The organism is Duganella sp. CY15W, from assembly GCF_009857555.1.
Lineage (GTDB): Bacteria > Pseudomonadota > Gammaproteobacteria > Burkholderiales > Burkholderiaceae_D > Rugamonas > Rugamonas sacchari.
Window position 1 is genome coordinate 1 of sequence record NZ_WWCQ01000005.1, and the last position, 25669, is coordinate 25669.

Genomic DNA, 25669 nt, shown 5'->3' on the forward strand with positions numbered 1-25669 from the left:
TGCCAGCGCCGGCGGCAAACCCGGAGCGCCATCCGGTGGCGGCGACAAGCCGCGCGCCGCCGCGCGTGCACGTGCACGTGCGGCAGCCACGGCGGAACCGAGCGGCATGGACCCGGAACGCCTGCGCCTGATCGGCCTGATCGCCGTGCTGGTGCTGCTGGTGGGCGGCTTTGGCCTGTACTACTGGCGCGCATTGACGGCGCCAGGCGCCGGCGCCGGCCTGCCACCCGTGCCCATGCCACCGCCCGGTGCGACTGGCGCCACGCCAGCACAGATGGTGGTGGCGGCCATCGCCCCGAACGGTGCTTCGTCCGCCGCTGACGCGGTGGACGATCCGATGCTGGCGCCCAGCGGCAGCAACCGCGCCGCCCAGCAGGAACTGGAACGCCGCCTGAGCAAGACGGAGCAGGACCTGGCCGCTGCCCAGCAAGCCATCCAGGCCACTGCCGCCGCGCCGCGCACCGAGCAGCTGCCGCCGCTGGCCGCGCCAGACAACGGCGACATCCGCGTTGCCCGTGCCATCCAGCCCTCGCCGGTGGCGCCCGCGCTGGACGGCGCCTACCAGGCGTTCAACAGCGGCGACCTGCCTGGCGCCCAGCAGCAATATGACGCTGCGCTGGCGCAAGACCCGAACAACCGTGACGCCTTGCTGGGCGCCGCCACGGTCGCCACCCGCCAGAACCAGAAAGACCGGGCCGCCGGCTATTATCTGCGCCTGCTGGAGCTGTCGCCCAACGATGCTGCCGCCACGGCCGGCCTGATCGGCCTGCGCCAGGGCGACATCAGCCTCAGCGAGACGCGCCTCAAGAACATCCTGGCCACCAATCCGGAAGCCGCGCCCGTGCTGTTCGCGCTCGGCAACCTGTACGCGCAACAGGACCGCTGGGGCGACGCCCAGCAGGCTTACTTCCGCGCGGTGGGTTCGGCGCCGGACAACCCAGACTACGCCTACAACCTGGCCATCGGCCTGGACCGCCTGAACCAGCCCAAGCTGGCGCTGACGTATTACCAGCGCGCACTGGCGCTGGGCCAGGACAAGGCGGTCGCCTTCGACCGCAACACGCTGCGCAAGCGCATGCATGAACTGACTACCGCCGCCCACTGAGATCCATGGCAGAACAACCCAAACTCCCGCTCGGCAAACTGCTGATACAAAAGGGCATCATCAGCGAAGACCAGCTGCGCATCGCGCTGATCGAGCAGAAAAGCAGCAATGAGCCCCTGGGGAAACTGCTGATTACGCTGGGTTTCGTCACCGAAGCCACGGTGCGCGAAGCGCTCTCGGAAAACCTCAACACGCAAAGCGCGGACCTGAATAGCCTGGTGGTCGACGCCATCGCACTCAAGCTGATCCCCAAGGATGTGGCCAAGCGCTACCGCGTGTTCCCGATCGTCTACGAGCGCGCCACGGACAACCTGATCCTGGCCATGTCCGACACCAGCAACATCGTCGCGCTGGACCAGATCAGCGCCATGCTGGTCAAGGGCATCACGATTACGCCGCTGCTGGTGAACGAGTCCGACATCCAGCGCGCCATCGACCAGTACTACGGCTTCGAGCTGTCGATCGACGGCATCCTGCACGAAATTGAAACGGGCGAGGTCAATTACGCCAGCCTGGGCACCACCTCGGACGAATACAGCCAGCCCATGGTGCGCCTGATCGACGCGATTCTGGCCGACGCGGTGCAGAACAGCGCCTCCGACCTGCACTTCGAGCCGGAGCAGTCCTTTTTGCGCATCCGCTACCGCATCGACGGCATCCTGCGGCAGATCCGCAGCCTGCACAAATCCTACTGGCCAGCGATGGCGGTGCGCCTCAAGGTGATGTCGAACATGAACATCGCCGAAACCCGCGCGCCGCAGGACGGCCGCATCTCGATCAAGTTCTCCGGCCGCCAGATCGACTTCCGCGCCTCGGCGCAGCCCACCACGCACGGCGAAAACTTCGTGCTGCGCGTGCTGGACCGCCAGAAAGGCATCGTGCCGCTCGACGGACTGGGCCTGGGCGAGGACGAACTGAGCCTGCTCAAGCTCATGATCGCCCGTCCCGACGGCGTGATCCTGGTGACCGGGCCGACCGGCTCCGGCAAGACCACCACCTTGTATTCGATCCTTAACCACATCAACACCGAAAGCGTCAACATCATGACGCTGGAAGACCCGGTCGAATACCCGATGAACATGATCCGCCAGACCTCGGTCAACGAGTCGGCCAAGATGGGCTTTGCCGAAGGCATCCGCTCGATGATGCGGCAAGACCCGGACGTGATCCTGGTCGGCGAAATCCGCGACAAGGAAACCGCCGAAATGGCATTTGCCGCCGCCATGACGGGCCACCAGGTGTATTCCACGCTGCACACCAATTCCGCCATCGGCTCGATTCCGCGACTGCTGGACATCGGCGTGCTGCCCGATATCATGTCCGGCAATATCATCGGCATCATCGCCCAGCGCCTGGTGCGCAAGCTGTGCACCAGCTGCCGCGAAGCGCATGTGGCCGACGACATCGAACGGCGCCTGCTGGGCCTGGACGAGGAAGCCGGTCCGCAGACGCTGTACCGCGCGGTCGGCTGCGACAAATGCGCGCACCAGGGCTACAAGGGCCGCATCGCCATCATCGAGCTACTCAAGATGACGCCGGCGCTGGACGAACTGGTAGCGCGGCGCGCCTCCTCGCGCGAGCTCAAGACTGCCGCTGCCCAAGGCGGCTTCCATAGCCTCATCGACGACGGCCTGCGCCGCGTGCGGGAAGGCGTGACCACGCTGGAAGAAGTCGCGCGCGTGGTGGATCTCACCGAAAGGCTGGCCTGATGCCGCAATATCTCTACCGCGCGATGGACGCCAGCGGCCAGATCCAGCCCGGCAATATGGACGCCGCCAACGAGCCGGATCTGGAGTTGCGCCTGCACCGCATGGGGCTGGACTTGATCGATTGCCGCGTGTCGCGCACCAGAGTGATCGCCATCAAGCGCGTCATCACGCGCCGGGACCTGATCAACTTCTGCTTCCACATGGAGCAGATGACGGGCGCCGGCGTGCCGATCCTGGAAGGCCTCAACGACCTGCGCGACAGCATCGACCACCCGCGCTTCCGCGAAATGATTACGGGACTGATCGAGAACATCGAAGGCGGCAAGCAACTGTCGGCCGCGCTGTCGGCCTATCCGGAAGTGTTTGACATCACCTTCACCAGCCTGATTACCGCCGGCGAGCAAAGCGGCAAGCTGACCGAGGTGTTCAAGAACCTGTCCGAAACACTGAAGTGGCAGGACGAACTGGCGTCGCAAACCAAGAAGATCGTGATGTACCCGGCCGCCGTCGGCCTGTTCGTCACCGGCGTCATGTTCTTCCTGATGATCTACCTGGTGCCGCAGCTGACCTCCTTCGTCAAAAACATGGGCAACACCCTGCCGTTCCACACCAAGGCGCTGATCTTCGTCTCCAACATCTTCATCAACTACTGGTACATCATGCTGGCCTTGCCGCTGCTGGCCTTCTTTGGCGGGCGCGCCTGGCTGGCGCGCAGCGAACAGGCGCGCTACACGGCCGACGGCCTCAAGCTGCGCGTGTGGATGATCGGCCCGGTGCTGCACAAGATTATCCTGGCGCGCTTTGCCACCTTCTTTGCCATGATGTACGGCTCCGGCATCACCATCCTGGAATGCATCCACCTGTCGGAAGGCATCGTCGGCAACCGCGTGGTGGCGGCGGGCCTGCGCCGTGCGGCGCAGCAGATTTCCGAAGGCACGGGCATCACGGCCGCGTTCCAGAACACCGGCATCTTCCCGCCGCTGGTGATCCGCATGCTCAAGGTAGGCGAATCGACCGGCGCGCTGGATGGCGCGCTGCATAACGTCAGCTACTTCTACAACCGCGAAGTGAAGGAGATGATCGAGAAGGTGCAGTCCATGATCGAACCGGCCATCACCGTGGTGCTGGGCGTGATGGTGGGCTGGATCATGCTGTCGGTGATGGGGCCGATCTACGATACGATCAGCAAGATCAGGACGTGAGGCCAGCGTGTTGAGCAAACATTTATTCTATCTGACCGGCGACCAGCTATGCGCCTACCTGTGGCAGGGCGGCCGCCTCACGGGCGGCGCCTGCTTTGCCAACGACCGCGCCGGCATCGACGATTTCATGGACTATGTCGACAGCCACCGCGCCTCGCCGGTCTACATCCTGGCCGACCTGATCGAGGAGGATTTCCAGCGCGTCACCGTGCCCCATGTGCGCGGCCGCGCCGGCCGCACGCTGCTGCAGCGCCGCCTGCTGCAGCAGTACCGCGAAACGCCGTTCCGCCACCACGAGGTGCAGGGCCGCGAAAGCACCGGCCGCCGCGACGACCAGGTGCTGCTGTCGGCGCTGACCAATCCAGCCTCGGTGCAACCCTGGGTGGAGGCGCTGGAACAGCTGCAGCGGCCACTGGCAGGCCTGTACACCACCACGCTGCTGAGCGAGGAGCTGGTCTACAAGCTCAAACTGCGCGACCCGCACCTGCTGCTGGTAACGCAGCAGTCGGCCGGCTGGCGCCAGAGCTACTTCCAGCAAGGCATGCTCAAATTCTCGCGCCTGACACCGGCGCTGGACCGCGACGGCCAGCCCGTCAACATTGGCATGGAAACGGCCAAGACCCAGCAGTTCCTGACCAGCCAGCGCCTGCTGGGCCGCGGCAATGTGCTGCAAACCGTGGTGGTCACGCCTGCCGCCGCCACCGCCACGCTGGACCAGCAATGCGAAGACGGCGCCGAAACCGAATTTCATTTCCTGACGCTGGAATCGGTGGCCGAACGTACTGGCCTGAAAACCGGTGACGGCCGCGCCAGCGAAATGTCGCGCCACCTGGCCGAGCCCATGCTGCTGGCCTTCCTGGCCCGCCGCACGCCGGAAAGCCATTACACGCTGGGGCCGTGGCAGCGTTACTTCAAGCTGTGGCGTGCCCGTGTCAACCTGTACGCGATCAGCGCCATCATGGCCACCTGCTGCGCAGTATGGACCGGCACCAATCTGTGGCAAGAACACGAAGCCAATAATGACAGCACGCGGCTGACGGCGGAAGCGGCGCAGTTTGACCAGCGCTACCGCGACACCATGGCCGAAATGCCGCCGCGCGTGACCACCACCGCCAATATGCGGGCGGCGGTCAACGTCGAGCGCATGCTGGCTACGCAGGCCGCGACACCGCTGGGCATGGCCACCGTGGTCAGCCAGGCGCTGGAAGCGTCGCCGCAAATCCGCTTGCTGCAGCTGGACTGGAAAGTCATGGCGCCGGCCGCCAATGCGCCCGCCCCCGGCCAGGACGAAACCCAGGCGCCGCCCATCTCGTCGCTGGTGGCCGGCATTCCGCAGCGCGCACCGCAGGGATTGGTCATGGAAGCCGAAGTGCTGACCGCAGAAGATGATTATCGCGGCGCCGTCGACCGCATGAACGAGTTTGCCCTGGCGCTGGCCAAACATCCGCGTATGACCGTGGAAATCGACAAGCCGCCGGTCGATGTGCGCTCCTCGGTCAAGCTGGCCGGCAAGGCAGGTACGCAGGTCGTCAGCAACGGCCATGCAAAATTCACTTTGAACCTGGTGTGGAAACCATGAACGCCAATCCTGTCCCTGGCAAAAAACCTGCCGCCGCCAAGATCGCACTGCCCTACTGGCTCGCGGAGTTTGCCTTGATACGCACCGCTGTGCTGGCCCTGGTGGCCGCGCTGACGATTTCGCTGACCGGCGTCTTGCTGAGCGAATGGAAAAAACAGGAGGCCAGCGAACACTTCGAGCAAAGCCAGCGCACCCGCGATGCCGCGTATTCGCGCTATGCGCAGGTGGATACCGAGAAGCGTGACATCCGCAATTTCCAGCAGCGCTATGTCGATTTGCGCCGGCGCGGCCTGATCGGCGACGAGCGGCGGCTGGAATGGCTGGATGCGATCCGCCAGACCCAGGAGCAGCTCAAACTGGCGCCGCTGAGCTACGAGATCGAGCCGCAGCAGCCAGTCCAGCTGGATGCGCCGCTGGATCTGGGGGAATTCCAGCTGCGCGGCAGCCGCATGCGCCTGCACATGGAGTTGCTGCATGAGCTGGACCTGTTCAATTTCTTGCAGACTCTGCGCGACAACAACTTCCTCGCGGTGCAGGACTGCGCCATCAAGCGCCTGGGCGTCGTGGCCGGAGCACCGGGTGCGACCACGCTGGGCGCCGACTGCACGCTGAACTGGATCACACTGAACACCGCGCCCAAAGCACCAGCCCTGGCGGCCACCGCACCTGCGAAAGGCAAATTATGATGCGCGCCGCGTCATTGCTGCTGGCCATGGTGATCGTACTGCCGCATGCTGGCGCCCAGATCAGCATGGGGCGTCTGTTCTCCACCCCGGCGGAACGTGCGACCATGGAAGCGAGCCGTGGCGCCAGCGCCACGCTCGCGCCCAACTCCCAGGGCCAGCAGCCCGCCCCCGGTATGCCGGGCGGACCAGCCATGCCACCCGGCATGCCAGTGGCGTCCGCCGCGCCGCTGTCGACCCTGACCATGAACGGCGTTTTGCGCAGCAGCGATAATCGCACGACCGTGTGGCTCAACGATCAGCCGCAACCCGGCATGCGGCAGCAGTTGCAGCAGCGCGCAGACAGCGCACTACTGACGGTAACGCTGCCTTCAGGTAAAAAAATCGTGCTCAAGCCTGGTCAGCGTTTCGACCTCAATGAAGGCCGTATCAAGGATGTCAATGAGCCCTAAGTTTATGTCACGCCGCCAGGCCGGTTTCACGCTGGTGGAAATCGCCATCGTGCTGCTGATTGTCGGCCTGCTCATCGGCGGCATGATCGCCCCACTGAGCTCACAGATGGAGCAGCGCCGCGTCAGCGACACCCGGCGCAGTATGGACGAAGCACGCGAGGCCCTGTTCGGCTACGCGCTGCGCAACGGCTACCTTCCTTGTCCGGCGATCTCCTCGTCCAACGGGCTGGAGGACCGGACTGGCAATGTCTGCAACAAGCGCTATGGTTACCTGCCATGGGCCGCGCTCGGCGTCGGCAGGCTCGATGGCTGGAACCATCTGATGGGCTATACCGTGACACCGGCGTTTGCCGATTCGAGCGTCCTCTTCACCCTGAAAACCCCACGCGACATTACCATTGCCACCCGGGCCGCCAACGGCCAATTGACTGCGGCCACCGACATCGGCGACATCCCGGCCGCCATCATCTCGTTTGGCCGCAACGGCTACGGCGCCACCAGCGACCAGAACTCGATCATTGCCGACAGCGGCGCCGGCAACATCGACGAGAAGACCAATCTGCAAAGCACCGGCAATGCCCTGATTGCCCGTGACGTCAGCGATGACCCACGCGCGCCAGGCGGCGCCTTTGACGACATGGTGCTCTGGATTTCACCAAACATCCTCTACAACCGCATGGTTACGGCGCAGCGTCTGCCATGATGCCCGCACTCACCATTGCCCGCTACACCTTGCTGGAAGCCTTGCGCAACCGGCTGCTATGGCTAGTGCTGGTGATGGCCGCCGCTGCGGTGGCGGTCAGCGGCTTCCTCAACGAACTGGCGTTGACCGAAAGCCGCCAGCTGCAGGCGGCGCTGCTGGGCGCCGTGCTGCGCCTGGCCGCCGTGTTTTTGATTTCCACCTTTGTCGTCACCAGCATGGCGCGCGAGGCCAGCGACAAGGGACTGGAACTGCTGCTGGCGCTGCCCCTGTCGCGTGCCGTCTACCTGTTTGGCAAACTGGCAGGGTTTGGTGCGCTGGCCGCATTGCCGGCGCTGCTGTTTGGCGCGCTGGGCCTGTTTTTTGCGCCGCCCGCACAAGCCGCGCTGTGGGCTTTCTCGCTGCTGTGCGAATGCTGGATCGTGGCCGCGTTCAGCGTGCTGTGCATGCTGACGCTGAGCCAGGTCCTGCCCGCACTGGCGGCGGCGTTGTCGTTTTACCTGCTGGCGCGGGTCATCGCGACGCTGCAGTTGCTGGGGCATGGCGCCAGCGCCGCGCACAGCAGCGGACAGCAGGCGCTCAGCACCGGCATCGATGGCCTGGCGCTGCTGCTGCCGCATCTGGACCAGTTCACGCGCAGCGACTGGCTGGTGTACCACAACGGCAGCGGCGCCGACCTCGCCGCGATCGCCGCGCAGACCGCGATCTATGTCGCCCTGCTGGCTGCCGCCGCCCTGTTCGATCTGCACCGCAAGAATATCTGAGCCATGCACGCCGCCCTGCCGCCAGCTCCGCGCCACGCCGCTGCCAACGCGGTTTCGCGCCGCGCGCCGCGCGCCGTATTGCTGGCCGTGCTGCTGGCGCTGACCGCGCAGCTGCTGTGGCAGGCCAGCCGGCCACCGGTCCAGGCGCGCGCGCAGGACCTGCCGCCCGCACCCGCGCTGGCCACGCTGCAGCTGGCCGCGCTGGGCGATCCGGTCGCGCTGTCCAAAGCCACCATGTTGTACGTGCAGGGTTTTGACGAGCAGGCCGGCATCAGCATCGCCTGGCGCGATATGGATTACCGCAAAATCATCGCGTGGCTGCAGCGCGTGCTGGACCTCGACCCGCGCGGCCAGTATCCGCTGCTGGCCGCCAGCGAAGTGTATGGCGCCGTCACCGATCCCGCGCACGCACGCCTGATGCTGGACTTTGTCTACGCCCGCTTTGCCGAAGATCCCAACCACCGCTGGCCATGGCTGGCGCACGCCGCGCTGGTGGCCAGGCATCGCCTGCACGACCTGCCGCTGGCACGCCGTTACGCCGCCGCCATCCGCCAGCAGGCCACCGGCGCCAACGTGCCGCCGTGGGCGCGCGAGCTGGAAATCTTCATCGCCGAAGACATGAATGAACTGGACAGCGCGCGCGCACTCATTGGCGGCCTGCTGCGCAGCGGCCAGATCACCGATCCGCACGAACTGCAGTTCCTGTCCGAGCGGCTGGACCAGCTCAATGCCAGCCACAAGCGCTAGGGCGCTTGCTATACTATGGGCATCAACACGAAAGGAGTCTCCATGCACACCCTCCCTGCACGCCAACGCGGCTTTACCCTGGTGGAAATCGCCATCGTACTGGTCATCATCGGCCTGCTACTGGGCGGCGTGCTCAAAGGCCAGGGGCTGATCGACAGCGCCCGTGTCAAGAACATCATCCAGCAATCGACGTCGCTGACGGCAGCCGTCAATGCCTACCAGGATAAATTCCGCGCCCTGCCCGGCGACGACCTGCAAGGCACGACCCACGCGCCGGGCGCCACCGGCAACGGCAATGGCGACGGCCAGATCGCCGAATACCTGCTGGCGCCGCAGCACCTGGCGCTGTCGGGCTTTATCACCGGCTCGTTCAACGGCACCACTGACTTCATGACCAGCGCCCAGGGCGGCGCCGTCTACATCTACAACGACGTGGTGGCCGGCCGTGGCGGCAACGGCATCCGCCTCGACAACCTGCCCGACTCGTTTGCCGAGCAGGTGGACAGCAAGCTCGATGACGGCAAATACAACACCGGCTCGGTGCGCGCCACCAGCCCCTACACCAACAACGGCAGCGTCATCCAGCGCACCGCCGTGTTCTTCTAAAATTAAAAGCACGTCCGTACTTTTATTCGTTTAGAATAGCTGTCACCATCACCAGCGGGGAGACAGCATGTTTGAAGAATTCATGGGCACCAAGGCGGTGTCCGCGCGCCACCAGTTCGACACCGCCGCGCTGAACGCCTGGCTGCGCCAGCACGTGGCGGGCTATCCCGACGGCGAGCTGAGCGTCGAGCAGTTCAAGGGCGGCCAGTCCAACCCCACCTTCAAACTGGCGATCGGCGGCCAGCATTATGTGCTGCGCACCAAGCCGGCCCCGGCCGCCAAACTGCTGCCCTCGGCCCACGCCATCGAACGCGAATACCGCGTCATGGATGCGCTCAACAAGAACGGCTTCCCGGCGCCGCGCCAGTACGCGCTGTGCACCGACGAAGAGGTGATCGGCCGCGCGTTCTACGTGATGGAGTTTGTGGAAGGCCGCGTGCTGTGGGACCAGTCCCTGCCCGGCATGACGCCGGCCGAACGCGCCGCCATCTACGATGAAATGAACCGCGTGATCGCGCTGCTGCACAACACCGACTACGCTGCAATCGGCCTGGCCGACTATGGCAAGCCGGGCAACTACTTCGCGCGCCAGATCGAGCGCTGGAGCAAGCAATACCTGGCCTCGCAGACCGAAACCATCGAGGCCATGGACCAGCTGATCGCCTGGCTGCCCAACAACATCCCGCCGGGCGACGATACCGCCATCGTGCATGGTGATTTCCGCCTCGACAACCTGCTGTTCCACCCGACCGAGCCGCGCGTGCTGGCCGTGCTGGACTGGGAGCTGTCGACGCTGGGCCACCCGTTTGCCGACTTTTCCTACCACTGCATGAGCTGGCATATCGAACCGGGCAAATTCCGCGGCATTGCCGGACTCGACCTGGCGGCGCTGGGCATCCCGTCGCAGCAGGACTACATCGCGCGCTACGCCGAACGCACGGGCAAGACCATCCAGCTGTCCGACTTCAACTTCTACCTGGCGTTCAATATGTTCCGCCTCGCAAGCATCATGCAAGGCATCATGAAACGCTATGTGGACGGCACCGCATCGAGCGCCCAGGCGCTGGAATCGGGCCAGATGGCGCGTCCGATGGCGGAGCTGGGCTGGTCCTACGCCTGCGGCAAGGCGATCTGATACGGCACGGTGTGGCAGCCGTGCGCCGTCTTGGACAAAAGCGCTTTCTGAAAATCCCTGCCTCAGCTACTATCGTGCTGCCAGCACCAGACTGAGGCTTACCGCGTGCCAGAAACCAGACGTTCACCCCTGCCGTCCATCCGCTCGCAGATCGCGCTGCTGGTCCTGGCTTGCGCCCTGCCGACGCTGATCGCGTTCGGCGCCCTGGTCAGCCAGTTTTACACCAGCGAGCGCAATTCGCTCAAGGAAGACACGCAGCAGGAAGCGCGCGCGGTGGCCGCCGCCATCGACCGCGACCTGGTGCAAAGCGAAGGCGCCATCACGGCGCTAGCCTCCTCGCCCAGCCTGCGCAGCAACGACCTGGCCGCGCTGCGCCTGCAGGCTGGCGCCCTGCTGAGCCCCCAGTTTCCCGCCTCGCAATTTGTGCTGAGCGAAGCCAGTGGCAAAGTCCTGCTGAATGTGGGCGCGCCGCTGCCCGACACGCTGACGTCGGCCAATAACCAGCGCCGCCTGGCACCGCTGTTCGACCATGGCCGGCCGCAGATGACCGTGGTGATGGTGGAAGGCAGCGCGCTGCTGGCCATCGATGTGCCGGTGTTCCAGGACAGCCGCATCACCCATGCGCTGACGGCGCTGCTCAAGCCGGACCGGCTCAGTAAGATCCTCAAGGACGAACACATCACGGCCGACCAGGCCATGACCCTGTTTGACGCCGACGGCAACATCGTGGCGCAGGCGGGCGGGCCGCGCCTGCTGCTGGGCCATGCCGCCGATCCGGAGATGCGCGCCTACCTGAGCAAGGCACAAGAGGTGCTGCTGGAAACCAACGACGCGCAAGGCACGCCGATCTACCTGGGGTTAAGCAAGGCCCCCGTCAGCGGCGCTGCAGTCACCATCTCCACGCCGCAAGCCCAGGCCACGCAGGAGCTGGTGCAGGCGGTGGTGCTGATCTCGCTGACCATGGCGGTGGTGTTGCTGGCCGGTTTTTCGCTGGCATGGTCGGTGGGCGGACGCATCGCGCGCTCGGTGCGCGAACTGGTGGGGCCGGCGCAGGCGCTGGCCGGCGGCGAGCCGTTCGTGATGCCGGAAACCACCTTCCAGGAAGCCGACATGGTGGCCCACGCGCTGCGCACGCTGCAAGGCGATTTGCAGCGCAACAGCCAGCAGCTGGAAAACCTGGTGGTCGAACGCACCAGCCAGCTCGAGAAAAACCGCACGCAGCTGGAAACCCTGTACGCCACCGCGCCGGTCGGCCTCAGCTACGTCGATGCGGAATTGCGCGTGGTCCGCATCAACGACTACCTGGCCGCGTTGAACCAGCAGAAAGTGGTTGCCCATCTGGGCCGCCACATCGGCGACATGATTCCCGACAACGCCGTGCGCAACGGCGTGCTGGAAGACTACCGCATCGTGCTGGCAACCGGCAAGCCGCTGACCGGCATCGCGCGCACCGGCTATCCGGCCTCCTCGCCCGACCAGCTGCACCACTGGATTTTGAGCTACTACCCGCAGTTTGGCGGCGACGGCCAGATCATCGGCATCACCGCGCTGCTGCTCGATGTTACCGATCACAAGCGCGTGGAAGCCGAACTGCAGCATTCGCGCCAGCTGCTGCGTTCGGTGGTGGAAAACATGCCGGCCATGATCTTCCTGAAGCGCGCCGAAGACCTGAGCTATGAAATGTTCAACCGCCACGGCGCCCAGATGTACGGCCTGGGCAACAGCGAGCAGCTGATCGGCAAAACCGACTTCGACATCGTGCCGGCCGAGCAGGCCAGCGCCTACAACGCGGCCGACCGCGCCGTGCTGGCCTCGCCGCAGAATGAAGTCACGGTAATCGCCGAGGAAGCGTTCACCACGCCCGAAGGCCTCACCCGCTACCTGACCACACGCAAGGTGGCGCTGCGCGACGAACACGGCAACGCCACCCATGTGCTGGGCATGGCGCTGGACATCACCGACCGCAAGCAGGCCAAGGAAGTGCTGCGCGCCACCGCCGAACGCCTGGCCGAGAGCGAGCATTTCGTCCGCACCGTGACCGACAACCTGCCCGGCATGGTGGCCTACTGGGATGCCGGACTGCGCTGCCGCTTTGCCAACCGCTTCTTCCTCGACTGGCACAGCATGAGCTATGAGCAGATGATGGGCGCCCATATGCCGGCAGTGGTGGGCGACCAGCAATTCCAGGAGGGCGCCGCCTACGTCAAGGCGGCGCTGAACGGCGAAGCGCAGGGGTTTGCAGGCCGTTTGCAGTGGCCATCGGGCGATACCAGCCACACCTGGGTCAATTACATCCCCGATATGGACGCCACGGGTTCAGTTAAGGGTTTCTTTGTGCTAGTCTCCGACGTGACAGAATTGAAAGAAACGGAGCTGGATTTGCAGGAACTGAACGAGGAACTCATCGTCGCGCGCGACCGCGCGGAAGCAGCCAGCCGCGCCAAGAGCGAATTCCTGGCCAATATGAGCCATGAGATCCGCACGCCCATGAACGCCATCATCGGCCTCGCGCGCCTGCTGGAAGAGGCGCCGCTGGCCCCGCGCGAGCGCGGCTATCTGCACAAAATCCAGTTTGCCACGCAATCCCTGCTGAGCCTGGTGAATGACGTGCTGGACTTCTCGCGCGTGGAGGCCGGCCAGCTGGTGCTCGAGCATGCCGGCTTCAATCTGCAGCACATCCTCGACAGCATCAGCGTCATGCTGAGCGGCAGCGCCAGCGACAAGGGCATCGAACTGGTGTATGACATCGATCCGGCCATGCCGACCGAACTCGCGGGCGACCCGATGCGCCTGCAGCAGGTGCTGCTCAACCTGGTCAGCAACGCCATCAAGTTCACCGCCCAGGGCGAGGTGGTGCTGTCGGTGCGCCCTGCGCCCGGCTCGGCCAAGCCGGGCGACCTGGCGCTGCTGGTGGACTTTTGCGTGCGCGACACCGGCATCGGCATCGCGGCCGACCAGCAGGCCGGTATTTTTGACGCTTTCTCGCAGGCCGACAGCAGCACCAGCCGCAAATTCGGCGGCGCCGGGCTGGGCCTGGCCATCTGCCGCCAGCTGGCGGACATGATGGGCGGCGCCATCAGCGTGCGCAGCGAGCCGGGACGCGGCGCCGAATTCCTGTTCGCCTGCCCGCTGGAATGCACCACGCCGTATGCTGCCGCGCCGACGCCGCCGGCCGCCAAATCGCTGTCCGTGCTGATTGTGGACGACAACGCCAGCGTGCGCCAGGCGCTGCACGCGGCCGGCAACAGCTTTGGCTGGCATGTGGCCTGCGCCACCGGCGCCGAGCAAGCGCTGACCTTGCTGCAAGAGCGCACCCGCATCGGCCGTCCCTACGATTTGCTGCTGCTCGACCGCGACATGCCGGGCACCGACGGCCCCGCCATGCTGCGGCAGTTGCCGCCCGACTTTGCGCTACCGCCGGCCTTGCTGATGACCTCGGAACACCGCGCAGCAGGCGCCGCCCAGCAGTCGGCCGACCTCGGCCTGGCCGGCGTGCTGGCCAAGCCCGTCAGTCCGGGGCGCCTGCTGGAACGCGTCAGCGCGCTGCTGGCGGGCGACCAGGCCACGGCCGGCATCATGTCGCAGCTTGAGCACGTGCCGCTGCAAGGCCGCCTCAACGGCATGCGGATCCTGCTGGTCGAGGACAATGAAATCAACCAGGAGGTGGCGCAGTACATGCTGCTGCATGCAGGCGCGTCGGTGGAGGTGGCGGCCAATGGCCAGCTCGCCGTCGAACTGCTGGCCGCCGCGCCCGAGCGCTATGACGTGGTGCTCATGGACGTGCAGATGCCGGTCATGAACGGCTACGACGCCACGCGCGAAATCCGCCGCCAGGGCTTGCTGACCCTGCCCGTGATCGCGATGACCGCCAACGTGCTGGAAGACGACCGCCGCCGCGCATCGGAAGCGGGCATGAATGCGCACGTGGCCAAGCCCATCGATGTAGAAGAACTGATCGCGGTGCTGACGCGGCTGGTCACGATCCGCGACGCCACGCGCGAAATGGTCGCACCGGTGCCGGCCAAGGCGCCGCCGTCCGCGCCGACGGCCACGCTGATGCCGCCGCTGTCGCCGTTGCCTGGCATCGACGTGGAAGCAGCGCTGGGCCGCCTGGGCGGCAATTACGACGCGCTGATTTCCCTGCTCAAGCGCTTTGAACAGTCGCAAGGCGGCAGCGTGGCCGAAGTACGGCGCCTGTTGGCCGCCCAGCAGCGCCAGCAGGCGGCACAGGTGCTGCACCGCCTGCGCGGCGTGGCCGCCAACCTGGGCGCCAGCGATGTCGCCCGCCTGACCGCCGCGGTGGAGGCGGTGCTGCACGATGCGAGCGCCGATACGCTGGCCGTGCCGGCCGCGCTGGGCCGGCTGGAACAGGCCATGGAACTGGTCACGCGCACCGCACGCGGCATCGCCCTGCCGACGCAGCAAGTTCCCTCAAGCAACACTGTACCGGCCGATTTGGCGCAAAAACTGGCGGAGTTACAAGGTTTGCTTCAGAATAACAATCTGAAAGCATTAGAACATTTCCGGGAATTGCGTCCTGCGCTGGCCTCCGCCGAGCAGGCGCAGGCCTTGAGCGAAGCGGTGGAAACGCTCAATTTCAAGGCCGCACGTCAGATGGTGGAAGATATGTTGCAGCGAAAGGAAAGTGCATGAGTTGGACCGACCTGGCCAGGAATGGACGCATACTCGTGGTGGATGACGCCATGGAAAACATCCAGATCCTGCACCATGCGCTGCGCGAAGAGCACGAGGTGCTGTTCGCGCTTGACGGTGAGCAAGCCTTGCAGATCGCGCTCGACCAGCAACCGGACCTGATCCTGCTGGACGCGGTGATGCCCGGCATGGATGGCTATGACGTCGTCGCGGCGCTGCGCAGCTCACCCCGGCTGCAGGATATTCCCGTGATTTTCGTCACCGCGCTGAGCCAGCCCGAAGATGAAACGCGCGCGCTGGAAGCGGGCGCGGTGGACTTCATCAGCAAGCCGTTCAATGTAGCCGTGGTGCGTGCGCGCGTGCGTAGCCAGCTGACCATCAAACGCCAGGGCGACGCCATGCGCGAGCTCAGCATGACCGATGGCCTGACCGGCGTGGCCAACCGCCGCAACTTCAACGATACCGTCGATGCCGAATGGCGACGCTGCGCCCGTGCCGGCCTGCCGCTGTCGGTCATCATGATCGACATTGACCACTTCAAGCTGTACAACGATCACTACGGCCACCAGGCCGGCGACGTCTGCCTGCAGCAGGTGAGCGCCGCCATGAAGCGCTGCGCCTCGCGTCCACAGGACATGCTGGCGCGCTACGGCGGCGAGGAATTCATCCTGCTGCTGCCGCAGGAAGGTCCTGACGGCACCGAGGTGGTGGCCAACCGGATTCTCGAGGAAGTGCGCAAGCTGGCGTTGCCGCACGCGGCCTCGCCGACCGCGCCGCAAGTCACGCTGAGCATGGGCCTGGCAACCGCGCATCCGCCGCTCGACAGCAGCGACCCGAGCGCCCTGATCCGAACCGCCGACGCCAATCTCTACCGCGCCAAGCAGACCGGCCGCAACCGCTATTGCTCAGACACGAACTGATCAGGTCGGCACCCTACCGCTGATCGACCAGCGTCATGCTGATCGCAGTCCACCATTCTCCTGCCGAGGTATCGGCCATGCGGCGCTCGTCGTTGGCAATTGCCGCCTGGCCGGCGCCGGACAGGAAGCGCTCCAGCGCCGTGACGCTACCGAACGACATCAGCGTCACGCCATCGATGCGGCTGGCGTCAGCATGGTAGAACGGCAGACCGGCACTGGTCGGTCCGACGTTATGCAACTGCACATAGCGTTTCAGCAGCGGACCGGCGTGTTCCGCAACCAGGCCCGCATGCTCGCCCAGCCACCAGTGCTGAAATTCGGAACGGCTGAGTTCCGGCTTGCGCACATGCAGCTTCACCAGGCTGACCGGTTCACTCCCCGCGCCCGGCAAGAGGATGTGCTGGCGTGACAGGATGGGCGCGATATCGCGGAACATCAGGTGGTCTTCCGGCATGATCTTTTGCTGCACGCGCGCGCTGCCGAGCACTTCGGCAATATCGGCTTCGCTCGCAAAGCCCAGGTATGCCGCACCGTCCCATTGCGGACGGCGATAACGCTCGATACGTCCGGCGACGTCGGGCCACAGCCTGCCGTACGCATCGGTCGGCGCGCGATACGGTGGCGCATCTGTCTGGGTGGGGCCTGGCGCGAACCGGTGCAGCTGGTCGTAGCGCAGCAGCTTGTCCATCGCGGTATCGTCGGCCTCATCCCGGTGCAGGAAACGGGCGCCGTGGACTTTGCGCCAATATTCGCCCCAGTGCTCGAAATTCAGGTTGGGATCGGACTCGAATACGTCATGCTGCGACCGTCCGGCGCCAGGCGGACGAAGATCGGGCGGCGTGCTGTCGGCACGCGACAGCAGCGAAAACACGACGGTTAAAGGGCTGGCATCTGGTACGGACATGGTGAACCTTCCTGTGGTGACGTTGTATCATTCGACAATATTTTATTGGCGATAGAATGCACAATAAATACGTCTCCGATCGCAACAGAGTTGAACCTCATTCACCAATAAATCCCCATGGCCACCAAGGATGCATTTCGCGGAATTCACGTTTTTATGGAAGTAGTCGATACCGGCAGCTTCACCCGCGCCGCCGAGCGGCTCGACATGACCAAATCGGGCGTCTCGAAAAGCATCAGCCGGCTGGAGCAGGACCTGGCCGTGCGCCTGTTTCAGCGCACCACGCGGCGGCTCAGCCTGACCGACGAAGGCCGTCGCTTCAACGCAGCGGCAAAACGCGCGCTGGCAGAAATTGATGAAGCCCAGGCGCTGTTTTCACCACAGCGTGCGCAGCTGTCGGGCAGCTTGCGTATCAGCCTGCCGGTCATCTTTGGCAAGCACTGGGTGCTGCCGCTGCTACTGGAAGTGGCTGGCCTGCAACCGGCACTGGAACTGGACATCCAGCTCACCGACCGCATGGTTGACCTGGTCGAGGATGGCGTCGATCTGGCAATACGCATCGGCCCGCTTCCCGACAGCGCCACCCTGGTTGCCAAGCCGCTGGGCGTGCAGCAGGCCATGCTGTGCGCGTCCCCGGCGTATCTGGCGCAGCGCGGCAGCCCGCAAGCGCTGGCAGACCTTTCCCGGCACAGCTGCATCACCTTTGGCAGCGGTGGCCTGGCACGTCCATGGCATTTTCAGGACCGCCAAGGCCGCCGCCATAGCATTGAAGTGCGGGGCCAGCTTGGCATGAACGACAGCGAGGCCATCACCAGCGCTGCACTGGCCGGCCTGGGCATCGCCCTGATCGCGGACTGGCTGATCGCCGCCCACCTGCAGTCCGGCAAACTGGTTCAACTGCTGCTGGCAGCGCAGCCACAAGGTTTCCCGGTGTACGCGGTGTGGCAAAAGAACCAGTATCTATCGCCCAAAGTGAAATACATCGTTGACCTGCTGGCAGCGCGCTTCACGCAGCAACCCTGGACGCCAGGATAAGAACTCGCCACCGAAGCAGCGAAGCGTTGGGTGGGCTGATTTTTGATTGCCAGGTTCAGGCCGGTTGCTGCTGCGTGGTGCAATGGATGCCGCCGCCACCGGCCGCGATCGCATCGATGTTCAACTGCACGATCTCACGCCCGGGAAACTGTTCGCGCAAGATGGCTTTGGTGTTGCGGTCAGCTGCGGCATCTCCAAATTCCGGGCACAGCACGGCGCCATTGCAGACATAAAAATTGATGTAGCCGGCAGCGAACTCCTTGTTTTCGTAGCGCGGGCGGACATAGTCCGGACCAGGCAACACCACCACCTGCAGCCGACGGCCACGCGCATCCGTGGCCTTGCGCAGGATGTCGAGATGGCGCTGGGTCACGGCGCGTTCGGGCGAAGATGGGTCGCTTTCAAAGCCCGCCGCGACGACGCCGGGCGCGCAGAAACGCGCATAGAAATCCGTGTGGCCGTCGGTAATGTCCTGACCGGCGATACCAGGCAGCCAGATGACTTTCTCGATGCCCAGCAACCGGCGCAATTCCGCCTCGCATCTGGCCTTGCTGACACCAGGATTGCGGTTGGCGTTCAGCACGCAGCTTTCCGTGATGATGGCCGTGCCGTGACCATCGACCTCAATGCCGCCGCCTTCAAGGACCAGGCTGCTTTCCAGCGTGGCCGCACCGGCACGGCCAGCGACAAACCCTGCCACCAGCGCATCGTCGTCGTGCTCCTGCTTTTCACCCCAGCCATTGAAATTGAAATTCACCCCGGCCAGCGCGCCGCCCGCCTGTTTGACAAACACGGGGCCGGTATCACGCATCCACAAGTCATTGATGGGCTGTACCAGCAGCCGGACTTGGTTGCCGCACAGGCGCGCGGCCACATCGTAGTCTTCCTCGTTGACCAGCATGTACACCGGTTCGACGCTGGCAATGGCTTGGGCGATGCGCGCCAGGCTCTCTTGCGCGCCCGCCTTGAGACGCTTGCCCCATACCTGGTCATTGGCGCCAAAGGCCATCCAGGTGGCCGCGTGGTGCTCGCCTTCATCGGGCATGCGCCAGCCTGGGCTTGCACCCAGGGCGGGCAGGACCGGCAGGCCCGCGACGGCCAGCCCCATCGCGCCCGAAAGAAAGTCTCGTCGTCGCATGCGTTTCTCCTTTTATGCGATTTCCTGCTGCGTGGTGCAATGAATGCCGCCGCCACCGGCCGCGATCGGGTCGATGTTGATTTGCACCACGGCCCGGCCTGGATACAGCTGCGCATATTGCGCCCTGGCCTTGGCATCGGCTTGTGCATCGCCGAATTCAGGCAGGAAAATAGCGTTCCTGGTGGCATAGTAATTGATGTAGCCGGCCGCGAAGGTATTGGCGTTGTTTCCAGGCCGAATCTGGCTGGGACCATCGATGACGACAATCTGCAATGGCTGGCCGTCGGCGTCGGTGGCGCCGCGCAGTATCTCCAGATGGCGCCGGGTCAGCGCATAGTCGTAGGAATCCGGATCCATGTCACGGTGCGCCGCCACCACGCCGGGCCGCACGAAACGTGCGTAAAAGTCCGTGTGCGCGTCGGTGATGTCCTTGCCTGCAATCCCCGGCAGCCAGATCACCTTGCGGATGCCCAGCAAACGGCGCAGTTCCGCTTCGCAATCGGCCTTGCTCCAGCCAGGATTGCGGTTGCTGTTCAGCACACAGCTTTCCGTGATGATGGCCGTTCCCTTGCCATCGACCTCAATCGCGCCCCCTTCCAGCACCAGGCGCGTGGACAGCAGTGGCAGCTGCGCACTGGCGGCGACCAGATCAGCGACCTGGGCATCCCTGGAAAACGCCTGCTTGTTGCCCCAGCCGTTGAAATTGAACTTGACGCCGGCGCGCTCCCCCGTGGGCTTGCGCACGAAAACCGGTCCCGTGTCGCGCATCCACAGATCGTCCAGGTCGGCGGCAATCAGGGTAACGCGCGCATCGAGCAACTGGCGTGCACTGGCCAGCTCGGCCGGACGCACCAGCATGTTGACGGGTTCGTAAGCGGCAATGGCGTTGGCGATCCGCGCCAGCGCCAGCTGTACCTGCGGCACTTGCGCGCGTCCCCAGATGGCGCTTGAGGCGCCAAAGGCCATCCAGGTGGCCTTGTGGGCTTCCGCTTCGTCGGGCATGCGCCAGCCGTTGGCATCCGACGTGCCGGTATTGTTATTGCCACCGCCACTCACGGGCGGCACCGTGCCGGTTTGCGTTCCGCCTTCGCCGCCACCGCCGCAAGCGGCCAGCATGCCGCCCATGGCCAGGGCGCCCCCGCCTGCTATGCAACGACGCAAGAAATATCGGCGTGTAGTCATGATCCATCCTTTGCTAATTAACAAGATTGCCGCGCGCCACAGCGTGGGCGTCGGGTTGGTGAGCATTGTCCTTGGGACGAGACATGAAAACAAATGATATGATTTAGCGCAATTAATTAAGTTTTCTCATATGTCAGAACATCGTATTCCCTCGTTGAAATTGTTGATGGGCTTTGAGGCGGCGGCACGCCACGGCAATTTTTCGCGCGCAGCCGACGAGCTCAACGTCACGCAGTCGGCTATCAGCCATCAGGTGCAGCTGCTGGAAGAACAGGTCAAGCAGCCTTTGTTCCGCCGTGCCGGACGGGGTGTGGAACTCACGGTGGCGGGCGAAGTACTGCTGCGCAGCGTGCAGCGTTCGATGACCACATTGCGCAGCGGCCTGGGACGGATTGCCACCTATCTCGATCCGGGTCTGGTGGTGCTGGTGTGTCCGGCGCCTTTGCTGCATGGCTGGTTGCAGCCCCGTTTGCGTGATCTTGAAGCCCAGCTGCCCGAGCTGTGCCTGCTGCTGTCCGTCGATGAGAGCGCCCGCTTTGTGGATGAGATCGACGTCGATATCGCCATCAGCGATCGCCCCCTGTTGCAGCCTCACCTGCTGGAAATTCCGCTGCTGCAGGATGAATGGCTGCTGGTGGCCAATACCGAACTCGCGGAGCGGCTGTCCGGCGTGCCGCAGGCGCAACATCATCTGCACGCGGAGCTGGTGTGTCTGGAAGAAAGTCTGACAAGCGACGCGACGGCGCCGCTATTCCTGGAATCGCTGGCGCGCTTCCGCAAACGGGCCATTTATGACGATGCGCGCCTGCTGCTTGACGCCACGCTGGATGGACGCGGCATCGCCTGCCTGCCGCGCCTGCTGGTGGACGCCAGCCTGGCGCGTGGCCAATTGCATGTCTTGCCGGAATATCCGCGCGTGCCGGGCACGACGTGGTGGTTATCCGGCGTGGCGGCGCCTGCGCGCTCGGAAATCGTTTCGCAGGTCTTCGAGTGGCTGCGCGCGCAGGGTGCGTAGCCGCTGCACACCATCATTCTTACCATGCACCAATGACGCTTTATTGGCGACAGTTTGATCCAGGTCATATTTTTGTTACTTCGATCCAATTCATACTAGCAACACATCATATGAAAAGGAGAGAACCATGAGTAACAACGTCGGTATTGTGGATCGCGCCCTGCGGGTGGGCGTGGGACTGGGTTTGATGATGGCGGCCGCCCACGGCCTGGTTGGCGCGTGGGGGTGGGCTGGCGCCGTGCCGCTGCTGACCGCGCTGGTCGGCGTCTGCCCACTGTACCGTGCCGCCAAACTATCGTCACTGGAAGTCCATCAGAACTACCGTCCGCAAGTTTGAGCAGCGCGCAGCGTGTTCAGGAATGCTGCTGGAAGCCGCGCTGGGCGGCAAAGCGTTCCAGGTGATGGTCCACATCGCCCAGCGTCAGTTCGATCATGGTCAGCCGCTTGAAGTGATGCGCCGCCGGCAGTTCATCGGTGACGCCCATGCCGCCATGCAGCTGAACCGCCTGCTGGCCGATAAACTTGGCCGCCTGGCCGACCCGCACCTTGGCCGCTGATGCCACGCGGCGCCGCTCCTCGGCGTCGCACGACATGCGCGCCGCCACCAGCATCGCCATCGACCGCGCCTGCTCCAGATGGATGTACATATCCGCCATGCGGTGCTGCAAGGCCTGGAAGCTGCCGATCGCCAGCCCAAACTGCTTGCGCGTTTTCAGGTACTCCAGCGTGGCGCCGAAGATGGCATCCATCGCCCCCACCGCCTCCGCGCACAGCAGGCTGACGCCATAGTCGGCCGCCTCTTCCAGCATGTCCCAGCCGCCGCCCATCTTGCCCAACAGCGCAGAGGCCGGCACCGCCACATGGTTGAACTGCACCGTCGCCGCGCGCTGGCCGTCGATGGTGCGGTAGTCGCGCACCACCACACCCGCAGTTTCGACCGGCACCACAAACAGGCTGATGCCGTTGGTATCGCGCTGCGTCCCCGCGCTGCGCGCCGACACAATCAGCGCATCGGCCTGGCCGCCATGAATCACCACGGTCTTGGTGCCATCGATGCGATAGCCTTCGCCATTGATGCTGGCGATGGTTTTAATATCCGCCAGATCATGGCGCGAGTGCTTTTCGCCGAGCGCGCAGGCCAGTTTCAGCTCACCCTTGGCGACATCTTCCAGCCGGTGATGCTGATTGCCGGCCAGCTGCAAAAACTTGGCGCCCCACACGGTAGCGAAGTACGGCTCCACCACCAGGCCGCGCCCCAGTTCCTGCATCACCACCAGCATGTCCACCGCCGTACCGCTGAAACCACCCTGCGCTTCGGGCACCGGCAAGGCGGTCATGCCCAATTCCACCAGCGTGTTCCAGGCCACATCCGACACGCCACTGGCCGAGTGGACGATGCGCTGGCGTACATCGAAACCGTAATCCTTGTCCACCCAGCGGCGCAGGGCGTCGGCAAACTGCTGCTGTTCTTCCTTGAAATTGAAATCCATTGCCGCTCCCTTACAGGCCCAGAATCATCTGGGTGATGATGTTCTTCTGTATTTCGTTCGAACCGCCGTAGATGGAGGTCTTGCGGAAGTTGAAGTAGTAGCCGGTCAGCGGCGCGGCGGCGTCGTCGCCCGTGACCGCGTGCTCGGCCTTGCCTTCCAGGTAATCGGTGGCGAACGGCAGCGCATCAGGACCGAGCGCTTCGACCATGAGCTCGGTGAGTTGCTGCTGGATTTCGGAACCACGGATTTTCAGCAAGGACGCCTCCGGCCCCGGCACATGCGATTCGCGTGTCAGCACGCGCAGCACGGTAGTTTCCAGCGCCATGAGTTCGATCTCCAGGCTGGCGACCTTGGCGGCATACAGCGGATCTTGCATCAACGGTTTGCCGTGCTTGTAGTGTTCCGAGGCGATCTTCTTCAGGAACAGCAACTCACGCTTGGAGCGGCCTACGGCGGCGATGCCGGTGCGCTCGTGGCCCAGCAGATACTTGGCGTAGGTCCAGCCCTTGTTTTCCTGGCCGATCAGGTTTTGCACCGGCACTTTGACGTTATCGAAGAAGACTTCATTCACCTCATGGTCTTCATCGAGCATGATGATGGGGCGTATCGTGATGCCCGGCGATTTCATGTCGATAAGCAGGAAGGAGATGCCCTCCTGCTTGCGCACGCTGCTGTCGGTGCGGACCAGGCAGAAAATCATGTCGGCATGCTGGGCCAGCGTGGTCCAGGTCTTCTGGCCATTGACGATGTAATGGTCACCGGCGCGCTCGGCAGTGGTTTTCAGCGAGGCCAGGTCGGAACCCGAGCCCGGCTCGGAATACCCCTGGCACCACCAGTCATCGCAATTCAGGATGCGCGGCAGGTAATGCGCCTTCTGCGCCTCGTTACCAAACGCCATGATGACCGGCGCCACCATGTTGACGCCAAACGGCAGGATGGGCGGCGTGCCGGCACGCGCGCACTCCTCTTCCCAGATGTGACGCTGGGTCGCGCTCCAGCCCGTGCCGCCATGCTCGACCGGCCAGCCCGGCGCGGCCCAGCCCTGGCGCGCGACGATCTGGTGCCAGCGCACATAATCCTGACGGCCCAGGCGCAAGTGGTTGCGGACTTTCTTTTGCAAGTCGCTCGGCAGATTGGTGTCGAGGAAAGCCCGCACCATGTCGCGAAACGCCAGATCCGCAGCCGTGTAAGTCAAATCCATGCTGTCTCCTTATTGTTTTGCGCGGCCAAAAAGCACGACCGTTCAAAATCATTGTACTCCCATGCCCTTTTAATAGGGCGACAGAAAGACGCAGTTTCTTCACTTCCACGCAACTTTTTTCATTGCGGCCAAAATGGTTGCATCTTAAAACCCCTTTGCGTTATCCTGCCGGTAGTTTTAAATTGAAACCAAATTGGAGTACCACATGCAATCCATGTCCCGCGCCCTGGTGGCGCTATTCGCCTGCGCCAGCGGACTCAGTGTCGCCAACGTGTATTACGCCCAGCCGCTGCTGGACGCAATGGCGGCAGAATTCGGCATCAGCCAAGCGGTTGCTGGCGGCGTCATCGCCGCCACGCAAGCGGGCAGCGTGCTGGCTTTGCTATTGCTCGTGCCGCTCGGCGACCTGGTGCCGCGCCGGCGCCTGATGCTGGCACAGCTGGCTGCGCTGACCATGGCGCTGGCCGCAGTGTGCCTGGCGCCGGGCACGCTGACACTGCTGCTTGCCATGCTGGCGGTCGGCATGCTGGGCACGGCCATGACGCAGGGCCTGATCGCCTATGCAGCCAGCACCGCCGCCGAACACGAGCGCGGCCATGTGGTCGGCGCCACCCAAAGCGGCGTGGTCGCCGGGCTGCTGCTGGCACGCGTGTTGGCCGGCCTCATTGCCGATCTCGCCAGCTGGCGCGCCGTGTATGGCATCTCGGCATTGGCGATGCTGGGGCTCGCCGTCCTCCTGTGGCGGACGCTGCCGCCGTCCACGTCGCCTAAACAGCCAGCGGCATTGCACCGCGCCTACCTGGCCCTGCTCGGCTCCATGCTGACCTTGCTGCGTCAGGATCGTGTGCTGCAAGTGCGCGGCGTGATTGGATTGCTGATGTTTGCCGTGTTTGGCGCCTTCTGGAGCGCGCTGGTTTTCCTGCTCAGCGCGGCGCCATACCGCTATTCGCACAGCGCCATTGGCGCCTTCGGCCTGGTGGGCCTGGCCGGCGCGCTGGCCGCAGCGCGCGCCGGCCGCTGGGCCGACCACGGGCACGCCAACCGCATCAGCGCCATCGCCATCCTGCTGATGCTGCTGGCCTGGCTGCCGCTGGCCATGGCGCCACAATCGCTGGCCGCACTCATCATCGGCATCCTGGCGCTGGATCTCGGCGTGCAGGCGCTGCATGTCACCAACCAGAGCCTGATCCTGCGCCGCGCCAGCGCATCCCACAGCCGGCTGATCGGCTGCTACATGATGTTCTACGCCGTGGGCAGCGGTAGCGGCGCATGGGCGGCCACCAGCGCCTATGCAGCAGCAGGCTGGACCGGGGTTTGCCTGCTTGGCGGCGGACTCAGCGTGGCGACGCTGGTGTTCTGGTTTGCCACAAAGTGGCCAGTCCGAATTGCAAAATTGGCCGGACCAATTTAGAATGGCCTGACCAAATAAACGTTTAACAACAAAGAGAC

22 protein-coding genes are annotated in these 25669 nt (G+C 64.4%); 17 read left to right on the forward strand and 5 right to left on the reverse strand.

From position 1 onward, the window contains the following. From GTP58_RS22505 to GTP58_RS22565, 13 genes are all read left to right on the forward strand, one after another. Window positions 1-1105 (forward strand): lipopolysaccharide assembly protein LapB (locus tag GTP58_RS22505; protein ID WP_161079358.1); only part of this gene is annotated, 1105 nt, incomplete at its 5' end. Window positions 1106-1110: 5 nt separating this feature from the next. Continuing rightward, window positions 1111-2814 (forward strand): GspE/PulE family protein, encoded by a 1704-nt coding sequence (locus GTP58_RS22510; protein WP_161079359.1) that lies wholly within the window; start codon window positions 1111-1113, stop codon window positions 2812-2814. Then, window positions 2814-4016: a type II secretion system F family protein gene (locus GTP58_RS22515; protein WP_161079360.1), complete on the forward strand. Its 1203-nt coding sequence runs from the start codon at window positions 2814-2816 to the stop codon at window positions 4014-4016. The genes GTP58_RS22510 and GTP58_RS22515 overlap by 1 nt, the downstream gene beginning before the upstream one ends. Before the next feature lie 7 nt (window positions 4017-4023). Continuing rightward, a complete protein-coding gene (locus GTP58_RS22520) occupies window positions 4024-5595 on the forward strand; it encodes a hypothetical protein (protein ID WP_161079361.1) in 1572 nt (523 codons plus the stop codon). Beyond that, entirely contained in the window at window positions 5592-6281 is a 690-nt protein-coding gene (locus GTP58_RS22525) for a hypothetical protein (protein WP_161079362.1), read from the forward strand. Before GTP58_RS22520 ends, GTP58_RS22525 begins: the two co-directional genes overlap by 4 nt. Then, window positions 6278-6730 (forward strand): hypothetical protein, encoded by a 453-nt coding sequence (locus GTP58_RS22530; protein ID WP_161079363.1) that lies wholly within the window; start codon window positions 6278-6280, stop codon window positions 6728-6730. Before GTP58_RS22525 ends, GTP58_RS22530 begins: the two co-directional genes overlap by 4 nt. Beyond that, window positions 6720-7433: a type II secretion system protein gene (locus tag GTP58_RS22535; RefSeq protein ID WP_161079364.1), complete on the forward strand. Its 714-nt coding sequence runs from the start codon at window positions 6720-6722 to the stop codon at window positions 7431-7433. The genes GTP58_RS22530 and GTP58_RS22535 overlap by 11 nt, the downstream gene beginning before the upstream one ends. Beyond that, the gene (locus GTP58_RS22540) at window positions 7430-8194 is read left to right on the forward strand and encodes an ABC transporter permease (RefSeq protein ID WP_161079365.1); all 765 of its coding nucleotides are present in this window, start codon (window positions 7430-7432) and stop codon (window positions 8192-8194) included. Before GTP58_RS22535 ends, GTP58_RS22540 begins: the two co-directional genes overlap by 4 nt. A gap of 3 nt (window positions 8195-8197) precedes the next feature. Further along, entirely contained in the window at window positions 8198-8941 is a 744-nt protein-coding gene (locus GTP58_RS22545; RefSeq protein WP_229215709.1) for a hypothetical protein, read from the forward strand. Between the two features lie 42 nt (window positions 8942-8983). Continuing rightward, the gene (locus GTP58_RS22550; protein ID WP_161079366.1) at window positions 8984-9547 is read left to right on the forward strand and encodes a prepilin-type N-terminal cleavage/methylation domain-containing protein; all 564 of its coding nucleotides are present in this window, start codon (window positions 8984-8986) and stop codon (window positions 9545-9547) included. 67 nt (window positions 9548-9614) lie between these two features. Next, entirely contained in the window at window positions 9615-10682 is a 1068-nt protein-coding gene (locus GTP58_RS22555) for a phosphotransferase (RefSeq protein WP_161079367.1), read from the forward strand. Window positions 10683-10787: 105 nt separating this feature from the next. After that, window positions 10788-15335 (forward strand): response regulator, encoded by a 4548-nt coding sequence (locus GTP58_RS22560; RefSeq protein ID WP_161079368.1) that lies wholly within the window; start codon window positions 10788-10790, stop codon window positions 15333-15335. Then, window positions 15332-16255: a diguanylate cyclase domain-containing protein gene (locus GTP58_RS22565; protein ID WP_161079369.1), complete on the forward strand. Its 924-nt coding sequence runs from the start codon at window positions 15332-15334 to the stop codon at window positions 16253-16255. The genes GTP58_RS22560 and GTP58_RS22565 overlap by 4 nt, the downstream gene beginning before the upstream one ends. A gap of 13 nt (window positions 16256-16268) precedes the next feature. On the opposite strand, the gene GTP58_RS22570 is transcribed toward GTP58_RS22565, so the two are convergent. After that, entirely contained in the window at window positions 16269-17159 is an 891-nt protein-coding gene (locus GTP58_RS22570; protein ID WP_161079370.1) for an EthD domain-containing protein, read from the reverse strand. A gap of 117 nt (window positions 17160-17276) precedes the next feature. Here GTP58_RS22570 and GTP58_RS22575 point away from each other — a divergent pair, with 117 nt between their 5' ends. Then, window positions 17277-18194: a LysR family transcriptional regulator gene (locus GTP58_RS22575; RefSeq protein WP_255490728.1), complete on the forward strand. Its 918-nt coding sequence runs from the start codon at window positions 17277-17279 to the stop codon at window positions 18192-18194. 55 nt (window positions 18195-18249) lie between these two features. On the opposite strand, the gene GTP58_RS22580 is transcribed toward GTP58_RS22575, so the two are convergent. Beyond that, window positions 18250-19332 carry an agmatine/peptidylarginine deiminase gene (locus tag GTP58_RS22580; protein ID WP_161079372.1) on the reverse strand — a complete coding sequence of 361 codons (1083 nt, stop codon included), beginning with the start codon at window positions 19330-19332 and terminating at the stop codon, window positions 18250-18252. 12 nt (window positions 19333-19344) lie between these two features. Continuing rightward, window positions 19345-20514, reverse strand: coding sequence for an agmatine/peptidylarginine deiminase (locus GTP58_RS22585; protein ID WP_229215710.1), 1170 nt, complete (start codon window positions 20512-20514; stop codon window positions 19345-19347). A 130-nt stretch (window positions 20515-20644) separates the two neighbouring features. On the opposite strand from GTP58_RS22585, the gene GTP58_RS22590 reads away from it, so the two are divergent. Continuing rightward, window positions 20645-21529, forward strand: a complete 885-nt coding sequence (locus GTP58_RS22590; protein ID WP_161079373.1) for a LysR family transcriptional regulator — start codon at window positions 20645-20647, stop codon at window positions 21527-21529. Between the two features lie 127 nt (window positions 21530-21656). After that, entirely contained in the window at window positions 21657-21866 is a 210-nt protein-coding gene (locus GTP58_RS22595; protein ID WP_161079374.1) for a DUF2892 domain-containing protein, read from the forward strand. Between the two features lie 16 nt (window positions 21867-21882). Here GTP58_RS22595 and GTP58_RS22600 read toward each other — a convergent pair whose 3' ends face one another. Both GTP58_RS22600 and GTP58_RS22605 read right to left on the reverse strand, forming a co-directional pair. Next, on the reverse strand, window positions 21883-23019 hold the full coding sequence (locus GTP58_RS22600) for an acyl-CoA dehydrogenase family protein (protein WP_161079375.1): 1137 nt from the start codon (window positions 23017-23019) through the stop codon (window positions 21883-21885). Window positions 23020-23029: 10 nt separating this feature from the next. Beyond that, window positions 23030-24220, reverse strand: coding sequence for an acyl-CoA dehydrogenase family protein (locus GTP58_RS22605; protein WP_161079376.1), 1191 nt, complete (start codon window positions 24218-24220; stop codon window positions 23030-23032). 214 nt (window positions 24221-24434) lie between these two features. Here GTP58_RS22605 and GTP58_RS22610 point away from each other — a divergent pair, with 214 nt between their 5' ends. Next, window positions 24435-25631, forward strand: coding sequence for an MFS transporter (locus tag GTP58_RS22610; protein ID WP_161079716.1), 1197 nt, complete (start codon window positions 24435-24437; stop codon window positions 25629-25631). Window positions 25632-25669: the final 38 nt, after the last annotated feature.

Excerpts from the sequence above, each read along its gene's own strand:
- GTP58_RS22510 (WP_161079359.1), top strand. The coding sequence starts at position 1,111 with ATGGCAGAACAACCCAAACTCCCGCTCGGCAAACTGCTGATACAAAAG.
- GTP58_RS22515 (WP_161079360.1), top strand. The coding sequence starts at position 2,814 with ATGCCGCAATATCTCTACCGCGCGATGGACGCCAGCGGCCAGATCCAG.
- GTP58_RS22525 (WP_161079362.1), top strand. The coding sequence starts at position 5,592 with ATGAACGCCAATCCTGTCCCTGGCAAAAAACCTGCCGCCGCCAAGATC.
- GTP58_RS22530 (WP_161079363.1), top strand. The coding sequence starts at position 6,278 with ATGATGCGCGCCGCGTCATTGCTGCTGGCCATGGTGATCGTACTGCCG.
- GTP58_RS22535 (WP_161079364.1), top strand. The coding sequence starts at position 6,720 with ATGAGCCCTAAGTTTATGTCACGCCGCCAGGCCGGTTTCACGCTGGTG.
- GTP58_RS22540 (WP_161079365.1), top strand. The coding sequence starts at position 7,430 with ATGATGCCCGCACTCACCATTGCCCGCTACACCTTGCTGGAAGCCTTG.
- GTP58_RS22545 (WP_229215709.1), top strand. The coding sequence starts at position 8,198 with ATGCACGCCGCCCTGCCGCCAGCTCCGCGCCACGCCGCTGCCAACGCG.
- GTP58_RS22550 (WP_161079366.1), top strand. The coding sequence starts at position 8,984 with ATGCACACCCTCCCTGCACGCCAACGCGGCTTTACCCTGGTGGAAATC.
- GTP58_RS22555 (WP_161079367.1), top strand. The coding sequence starts at position 9,615 with ATGTTTGAAGAATTCATGGGCACCAAGGCGGTGTCCGCGCGCCACCAG.
- GTP58_RS22565 (WP_161079369.1), top strand. The coding sequence starts at position 15,332 with ATGAGTTGGACCGACCTGGCCAGGAATGGACGCATACTCGTGGTGGAT.
- GTP58_RS22570 (WP_161079370.1), bottom strand. The coding sequence starts at position 17,159 with ATGTCCGTACCAGATGCCAGCCCTTTAACCGTCGTGTTTTCGCTGCTG.
- GTP58_RS22575 (WP_255490728.1), top strand. The coding sequence starts at position 17,277 with ATGGCCACCAAGGATGCATTTCGCGGAATTCACGTTTTTATGGAAGTA.
- GTP58_RS22580 (WP_161079372.1), bottom strand. The coding sequence starts at position 19,332 with ATGCGACGACGAGACTTTCTTTCGGGCGCGATGGGGCTGGCCGTCGCG.
- GTP58_RS22585 (WP_229215710.1), bottom strand. The coding sequence starts at position 20,514 with ATGACTACACGCCGATATTTCTTGCGTCGTTGCATAGCAGGCGGGGGC.
- GTP58_RS22590 (WP_161079373.1), top strand. The coding sequence starts at position 20,645 with ATGTCAGAACATCGTATTCCCTCGTTGAAATTGTTGATGGGCTTTGAG.
- GTP58_RS22595 (WP_161079374.1), top strand. The coding sequence starts at position 21,657 with ATGAGTAACAACGTCGGTATTGTGGATCGCGCCCTGCGGGTGGGCGTG.
- GTP58_RS22600 (WP_161079375.1), bottom strand. The coding sequence starts at position 23,019 with ATGGATTTCAATTTCAAGGAAGAACAGCAGCAGTTTGCCGACGCCCTG.
- GTP58_RS22605 (WP_161079376.1), bottom strand. The coding sequence starts at position 24,220 with ATGGATTTGACTTACACGGCTGCGGATCTGGCGTTTCGCGACATGGTG.
- GTP58_RS22610 (WP_161079716.1), top strand. The coding sequence starts at position 24,435 with ATGTCCCGCGCCCTGGTGGCGCTATTCGCCTGCGCCAGCGGACTCAGT.